The sequence below is a fragment of the Mesorhizobium sp. M1E.F.Ca.ET.063.01.1.1 genome (genome assembly GCF_003998155.1).
In the GTDB taxonomy this organism is placed as follows: domain Bacteria; phylum Pseudomonadota; class Alphaproteobacteria; order Rhizobiales; family Rhizobiaceae; genus Mesorhizobium.
This window is the reverse complement of the sequence record NZ_RZSC01001552.1, coordinates 1-492: the sequence shown is the minus strand read 5'-3', so window position 1 is coordinate 492 and position 492 is coordinate 1. Positions and strand designations below refer to the sequence as shown.

The 492-nt window shown below is 60.4% G+C and carries 1 protein-coding gene; it reads right to left on the bottom strand.

What is annotated here, in order from left to right:
- Window positions 1–230, bottom strand: a 230-nt coding sequence (locus EOA29_RS39730; RefSeq protein ID WP_245468853.1) for an exopolysaccharide production repressor protein, incomplete at its 3' end; no start/stop codon positions are given.
- Between the last annotated feature and the right edge of the window lie 262 nt (window positions 231–492).

The window sequence follows — 492 nt, the reverse complement described above, 5'->3', positions numbered from 1 at the left end:
GAGCGGGCTTGGGTGAATACGAGCCACAGCACCGCCACGAAGTAGCCTGCCTGCAGCACCACGGCTGCCAGGAATGTCCAGCCGAGCGACGCCCAAGCCGATCCCGTGGCTGCATAGGTCCAACCGAGGATCACCAGGAGTGTTGCCGTCATTCCCACAAGAAACTGCGGAAAATACATTTGCCCAACCGAGCGCCGCGACCGCATGCGATCCTCGGCGACCTCGCCCATTGCTCTACCCATCCCGACCCTTGCACCTTTTCCGGGGTGACCGCAAGGCTGAACAATGCCTCAAACGAACCCCCGCGGCTAGGCCTTTCGGCCGATGCCCTGAGGGCATGTGGTCCGGGACTTCTGCTTTCAGGAACCAAGCCAGAGCCAATCCGTTCCCGATCGGCACATTGATCATGTTGGGTCAAGATGCCGAAATTCTACTTCGATACTCAGGAGGGGGACGACGTCCTGATTGACAGGGAGGGCCTCGATCTTCCCG